Below are 7,127 nucleotides of genomic sequence, written 5' to 3'. Positions count from 1 at the left end.
GCCTAAGTCACGGGCGGTGGCGATCGAATTTCCGGCATTATCGGTCGGTACTGCCGCCACCGGACTCGCCAGCAGGTTGCCATCGTACTCGAAAGAAAGAATGATAGGGCGAAAGATGCCAGGTGCGACCTCAACAGAACTTGACGTTAGAGGTACGCTTAAGCCATAGGTTCCTGCTGGTAAGACGCTAGAGATATTGGGAGATAATCCCGTATCACTGGTACTGGGTTCGCCGGGATCGAACCTACCGTTGCCATTGAAATCGGCAAATAACGAGAGGCTGACAGATGAATTTGTCGTGGTGGAAATTCCCGCACTCACCCAACTCGGACGAAACAGGGTGAATTGATGGAAACCTCCTGAAACACTGCTAAAGCGACGGTTGCCGCCGATCGCGCCGAAGCCGAAATCCACGTTAGCAGATCGGGTCAACAACGGGGCGGCGATCCGGCGTTCGTTGAGGCCGAACACTTGATAGTGGTCGAAGGCTTGGGAACTCGTCAGTCCCGCAGCGACCAGATCGGGATGAATGCCCAGATAAGTACCGACATCAAACTGAGTTGAGGTGATGCGTCCTTCGTTAATGCCGAACTGGTTGAAGTGAGTTAAGCCTTGGCGATTGTTCAATCCCGTAGCGATTAAATCGGGATGAGAGTTGAGATAAAAGCCGATATCGAAGGTATTAGAAGCGACTCGACCTTCATTAATGCCGAATTGTAAGAAATGCTCGAACAGTTGCTCGTTCTCGAAGCCGACGGCAATCAGATCTCCATGGGATGCGCGGTAAAAATCCGCATGAAATGTATTGGAAAATAGCCGACCTTCCGCCACGCCAAAACTAGCAAGATGGTCGAAGAATTGGCGATTGTCGGTGAAGCCGACAGCGGTTAGATCTGGGTTTGCCGCTCGGTACAAATCGAGATCGACGATCGGGGAAAAATCTCGTCCTTCTCGCAGTCCGAAGTCGAAAAAGTGCTGGGTAGCTTGCTCGGCGGTAAAATTTGCCAAGTCGGGATTCACTTGACGATAGTAGTCGATGTCCAGGAGATTGACAGTCATAATCGGTTTTTAGGTGGTGGAGTATTGAGACTGAAGCTGTAGAGCGGCCGCCGATCGATACTGCCTGGTATATCGCGACGGTCAGATTTTAGCTTCGTGTAAGAGCGCTGAATAGAAAAATCTCTAAAGACAAAGCTTGCATTAAAAGGTTGCCGATAGATTCAGCTCGTAATTGATGTTTGCATCCCCGATTTCATTAAAAACTCGGACAAAATAAACACCCGGATCGAGGGCGAGAGAGGTTTCGGCTCGAAGAGTGGCAAAATCGAGGGCAATGCTTCGGGAAGATTCTCCCATTTCTGGCGCGATGTTATTGGCGTTGGCATCAGTAAAAAAGTCAAATCGGGTCGTGTTGCTAAAGCGATTTTCGGCAACTTCGAGTAATAGGTCTACTGTCGAAGGGCGATCGAGAACGAAGCGATAGTAATCGGTACGATCCGCCACACCGATGCTGTCGCTAAATGTCTCCATTCCGGTCAGCACATCCAAGTTTCTGGCGGTATCCGAGCTACTGCCAGCTCCGTCCGGTGGTAGTCCTGGTGGGGGCGTTGGGGCGATATTGAGGTTGTAGGGCACGGATATGGGAGCGACCGATCCGACTAGGGCGAAATAGGTGCCCGGAGTTAGAGACAGACTCCATGCTTGTTGCTGGGGGATGTTGCCAATGTCGCGAAAATGCTGTTGCAAGATCTCGATGCTTTCGAGAACCCGATCGTCCCCGCCATTCAAATTCCGACCGATTGCGAGTACTGGGCTGCCCCCGACGGAATCGAGGACGATGCCGACATTGGTGGGGGTATCGATCTCGAATTGATAGTAGTCGATACCATCGGCTGTGCTAACCGTATCGCTAAACGATCGCCCCGCACTCAACACCCCCAAATCCAACGCACTCGATAAGGTGTTCCCCGCACCGTCCGGGGGCAGTCTCGAGGCTTGAGGCGATAGGGTGAGGTTGTAGTTCGTATCAACGCGATCGCGCCTCAAGCGCAGGAAGTAGGTTCCGGCATCGAGAGAAAAACCCAGTCCGCTTTCAGAATTAGCCGTTGCAAAAATTTCCGGTCCCACCTGGGGGCCGTCGATCTCGCCGTTATTGTTGAGATCCTCGGCAATTTCGACGATCGCATTATGACTGTTCCCATCGATTACCGCTTCGATATTCGTCGTTGCATCGAGGGTGAAGCGATAAACATCGGCGGTATCGAACAATCCGAGATCGTCATTGAAGGTTTGCACCGTGGTTAGCACCCCCAGGTCGCGGGCCGCAGATGCCGAGTTTCCGGCTCTATCGGCAGGCAACCCCGCCACGGGAGTCGCCAAAATACTCCCCTCGTACTCCCGAAACATTTCAAAACCGGGACGTTGGTTCGTTCTGACACTCAATCCATAAGTTCCGGCAGGCAACACACCCGAGATGTTTGCAGACAATCTCCCATCGGTATCGAGAATTTCGTCAAATTCTGGTCCATCGCCGCTGCGTCCGAGTAATGAGACTTGAGTATTCTCGAAGATCGATACTCCTTGCACTGTAAAGTCCAAATTTACGGCACTGGGACGAGCGAGGGTAAATTGATAGATATCTCTGAGATCGCCTGTGACTAAAGAATCGCTAAAGCGACGGTTGCCAAAGACGATCGTCCCTAAATCGAAACTCGTCTCGATCGTGTCTCCCGGATCGCCAGGAACGGGCAACACCGGGGCGGCAAATCGACGTTCGTTGAAGCCGAAGATTTGATAGTGGTCGAAGGCTTGGGCACTTGTCAGTCCCGCAGCGACTAAATCGGGATGAATGCCCAGATAAGTTCCCACATCGAACTGGGGCGAGGTGATGCGTCCTTCGTTGATCCCGAACCGGCTGAAGTGGTTTAAGCCCTGGCGATTGTCCAATCCGGCGGCGACTAAATCGGGGTTGGAGTTGAGATAAAAGTCGATATCGAAGGTATTGGAGGCGACCCGTCCTTCATTGATGCCAAATTGGAGAAAATGGTCGAAGAGTTGCTCGTTATCGAAGCCGATGGCAATCAGATCGGAGTGGGATGCGCGGTAAAAATCCGCATGAAATGTATTGGAAAATAGCCGACCTTCCCCTACGCCAAAGTTAGAAAGATGGTCGAAAAATTGACGGTTTTCGGTGAAACCGACGGCGGCGAGATCGGGGTTGGCTGCCCGATAGAGATCGAGATCGACAACTGGGGAAAAATCTCGTCCTTCGCGAAGACCGAAGTTGAAGAAGTGCTGGGTGGCTTGCTCGTCGGTGAAGTTAGCCAAATCGGGATTGACCCGGCGATAGTAGTCGAGATTTAGGAGATTGCTATTCATGGTTGGTTAGTTGTGGGTTCGGTAATGAATTCGTTGAAATAGAGTTGAGAGTTTGAGAAGTTGAAATTAAATATTTTAGATGCTTTCTCATGAAGAGAGAAAAAGCATAAATCGGAATGCAGAATAACTCGATATAGCGGTTATCAATCTGTTGAAGTACAGAGTTTCTGGTTTTCGGGAATGGGGAATGGGGAATAGGAAATAGAATTTGGGTGTACCTCACAAGACTGAGAATTGCTATATCGATCGATTAAAAATCATCGATATCGGATTAATTGGTTGATGAAATCTCCGAACCAAAGTATGAAATGGCTTTTTTTCGGTAAAAATTGCCAATTCGGGATTTCCAAGTCGGGATTCACCAGGATATCGATATCCTGGAAATTCACGTTTATCGTGGGTTTAAGAGTTGAAACGATCGATGGTGAAGGTTAGGATTGAGAGAGCGGATACTCGATACCGGTCAATGGCAGGCACTCTCATCGATAATTTGAGGTTTTTGCATCCTCTTCCTCTCCCTCAATCCTGACAATGAAAATTTAGATTCACCGCAGATTAATTTCGATTTATATATTTAACGACTTGATTTAAGCGCAATTTGTTTCATGAAAATCAAGAAAAATATTATCTTTTTTATTGAGAATAATAGATAGATTTATTCGTTGTTTTTAATGGATTTTATCATCCGGGAAAATGGCGAGAATCATTTCTCTATCTCCTTTTTCAGGGACAGACCTCTCTTTAAGTATTAAAAAATGCTAACTTTTGCATAATCAATAACGTCTGCGATTGCCCAAAAATCGCAGTTTTCAATTATTTTGGGTTAGAAAATTTTTCTTAAAAAATCTCGATCGCCTATTTCACTATCTCGGATTGCGATCGGCAATCACAGTTTTCCATTCCCCAACGATCGATTTGGGGACGTCTATCTCGATATGGCGATCGCCACTCAACTGAAAATCCAGGCGAACCTTGCCAAATTTCGGCAGTTGCGGGAGAATCTCTTTCATATCGTATTGAGCGACATTGGCAGCCGGTGGGGTGTCGGAAAATAAGTCTTTTGTTGCCCAGAACTCACCTCGATGGGTAGTAATTTCGAGGGGATGCGATCGATTGAATTCGATAATTCCCGGAAAACCCACCAAACGCAAAATTACGTTGTCGCGACCATCAATTTCGGCTTGTTTGAATAAGATAGCGTTCCAAGCATTTTCCTGATTATCTTTTAAATTATGTCGCGATTGAATTAGAAGTCGTCCGGGAGTATGTTCGGACATTCTGATTTCGGCGAATGCAGATGGGGGATTAATACTAAAATATAAAATAACGAAAAGAAGTGCTAAACCGATAATTTTTTGCCACCGAATCTTTTGTTTTTGGGGTTGAGTTTTTATCATCGTAGAATTCAGGTAAATTCCGGCTTCCAACCCGCGAATCGGATCGCAGATTGTCGCTTTATACTCCAGTAGAATTTTATCGCGATCGCTCAGTCGGTAACCGAACCCACCCCTAACCCCTCGGTGAGAGGGGAACTAGGGACGCTACGGGTCATTAGCACAATTCCCACTCCACATAGCTTTCACGGGTTGAAGGTGAGTCAGTTGTTTCTGCGGCGCTGCACCGGAATCAGTTTGTAGTATTTGTGTTACAATCAAAACCTCGCTTCATTTTTTAAGAAATTAACCGCGAAGCGACTCTAACTCTATTCCTACCAGCCGACTGGTAGCTTTGTCCTATGATTCCTCGAGAACGCATCCGCAACATTGGTATTTCCGCCCACATCGACGCCGGCAAAACCACCCTCAGCGAGCGGATTTTGTACTACACCGGAAAAATCCGCCAAATCGAGGAAGTGCGTGGCGGCGGCAAAGGGGCAACGATGGACTCGATGGAATTAGAGTTCGTCAAAGGGATTACGATCGCCTCGGCGGCCACCACCTGCCAGTGGAAGGATACCCAAATCAACCTCATCGATACCCCCGGACACGTAGACTTCACCATCGAAGTGGAACGGGCGCTGCGAGTGCTAGACGGGGCGGTAATGGTGCTGTGTGCCGTGGCTGGGGTGCAGTCCCAGTCGGTGACTGTAGACCGACAGATGAAGCGCTATCGCGTTCCTCGCGTGGCATTTATCAACAAGATGGATCGCCCCGGTGCCAACCCCTTTGGCGTAGTGCGATCGCTGCGGGAGAAACTCGGCTTAAACCCGGTTGCATTGCAATACCCGATCGGTTTGGCAAAAGGGTTTGTCGGCGTTATCGATCTGGTCGAAATGCGGGCGAACTACTTCGAGGGCGAAAACGGCGAAATTGTCGCCAGCAAACCCATCCCCGAACTGTTGTATGGTGCGGCGTGCGAAGCGCGGGAGAAAATGCTCGACGACCTGTCGATGGTTTCCGACGAACTGATGGCGGCAATGCTGGAGGGAAAAGCGATCGCCCCGGAATTTCTCTGGGAGGTCGTGTGTCGGGGAACCCTGAGTTTGGAACTGACCCCAGTGTTGATGGGTTCGGCTTTCGATAACAAAGGGGTGCAGAATCTCCTCGACGCGGTCGCCCGTTATTTGCCCTCACCCCTCGATCGAGAGGTGAAAGCCGAAACCGGGGAGATCGTAATTCCCGATCGCAATGCACCCTCGATCGCCCTGGCATTCAAACTCACCCAGGATGCATTCGGTGTCCTCACCTACCTGCGCCTCTATTCGGGAACCCTAAAATCGGGCGATCGCATTTGCAACACCCGCACCCAGGACGTATTCCGAGTCGGTCGCTTGGTGCGACTCCATGCCGATGCCCGCCAGGAGATTGCCGAGGCGGCCGCTGGAGATATCATCGCCACCATTGGGGCCAACTGCGCCTCCGGCGACACCCTGTGCGGCGAAGGAACCCAAGTCTCCCTCGAGGGGATGTTCGTTCCCGATCCGGTGATTACCTTGGCCGTTGCCCCAGCCACCCAAGAGGATGCCGCCGGTCTGTCCAAAGCCCTAAATCGGTTCGTCAAAGAAGACCCCACCCTGCGCGTCGGTACCGATGCCCAAACCGGGGCAACCCTGATTTCAGGCATGGGAGAACTGCACCTGGAGATTTATATCGAACGGATGCAGCGAGAGTATGGAGTGCGAGTGGATGTGGGCGCGCCGTCCGTGGCTTATCGGGAGGCGATTTCCCAAGCTGGCAGCTTCGACTACACCCTGAAAAAGCAGTCCGGCGGGCCGGGGCAATACGCTCGTGTCATCGGTCGGATCGAACCGACGGAAGAACCTTTCGTCTTTGAAAATCGCGTCGTTGGGGGGGCAATTCCCAGCCAGTTTATTCCCGCGTGCGAGAAGGGGTTCCGAGATGCGATCGCCACTGGCAAACTGGCGGGTTATCCCGTCGTCGGGGTGAAAGTCATTCTCGAAGGGGGCGCGTTCCACGCTGTCGATTCCAAGGAAACGGGATTCCGGTATGCGGCGATGCAGGGTTTCGCCCAGGCTTTCGCCAATGCCAAACCCCTCATCCTCGAACCGATGATGCGGGTGGAAGTAGAAACCCCGCCCGAATTCGTCGGTCGGATTCAGGGGAACCTGATGTCCCGTCGCGGCACGATGCTGGGGTCGCAAATCGAGGAGAATTCTGCCCGACTCGAAGCGGAAGTGCCCCTAGCCGAGATGTTCGGCTACTCTACCCGGTTGCGATCGCTTTCTCGGGGAATGGCGAGTTTCTCGATGGAGTTGTCGGGATATCGAGCTGCACCGATTGGTGGTAACG

The 7,127-nt window shown here is 50.9% G+C and carries 3 protein-coding genes and 1 pseudogene; 1 reads left to right on the top strand and 3 read right to left on the bottom strand.

Features of this window, described 5'->3' with window-relative positions; translation table 11 throughout:
• The 3 genes and pseudogenes from IQ235_RS14350 to IQ235_RS14340 form a co-directional block, all read right to left on the bottom strand.
• Positions 1-1,059, bottom strand: a pseudogene (locus IQ235_RS14350) (hypothetical protein); the annotation flags it as partial.
• A 141-nt stretch (positions 1,060-1,200) separates the two neighbouring features.
• Positions 1,201-3,378 carry a hypothetical protein gene (locus tag IQ235_RS14345; RefSeq protein ID WP_264322133.1) on the bottom strand — a complete coding sequence of 726 codons (2,178 nt, stop codon included), beginning with the start codon at positions 3,376-3,378 and terminating at the stop codon, positions 1,201-1,203.
• Positions 3,379-4,241: 863 nt separating this feature from the next.
• On the bottom strand, positions 4,242-4,775 hold the full coding sequence (locus tag IQ235_RS14340; protein WP_264322132.1) for a DUF3122 domain-containing protein: 534 nt from the start codon (positions 4,773-4,775) through the stop codon (positions 4,242-4,244).
• Positions 4,776-5,113: 338 nt separating this feature from the next.
• Here IQ235_RS14340 and fusA point away from each other — a divergent pair.
• Positions 5,114-7,127: elongation factor G (gene fusA, locus IQ235_RS14335; protein WP_264322131.1), on the top strand; the 2,014-nt coding region annotated here is incomplete at its 3' end.

Origin of the sequence: Zarconia navalis LEGE 11467, from assembly GCF_015207075.1 — a bacterium.
GTDB classification, from domain to species: Bacteria; Cyanobacteriota; Cyanobacteriia; order Cyanobacteriales; family Geitlerinemataceae; genus Zarconia; species Zarconia navalis.
This window is presented reverse-complemented; position numbering and strand designations above follow the sequence as displayed.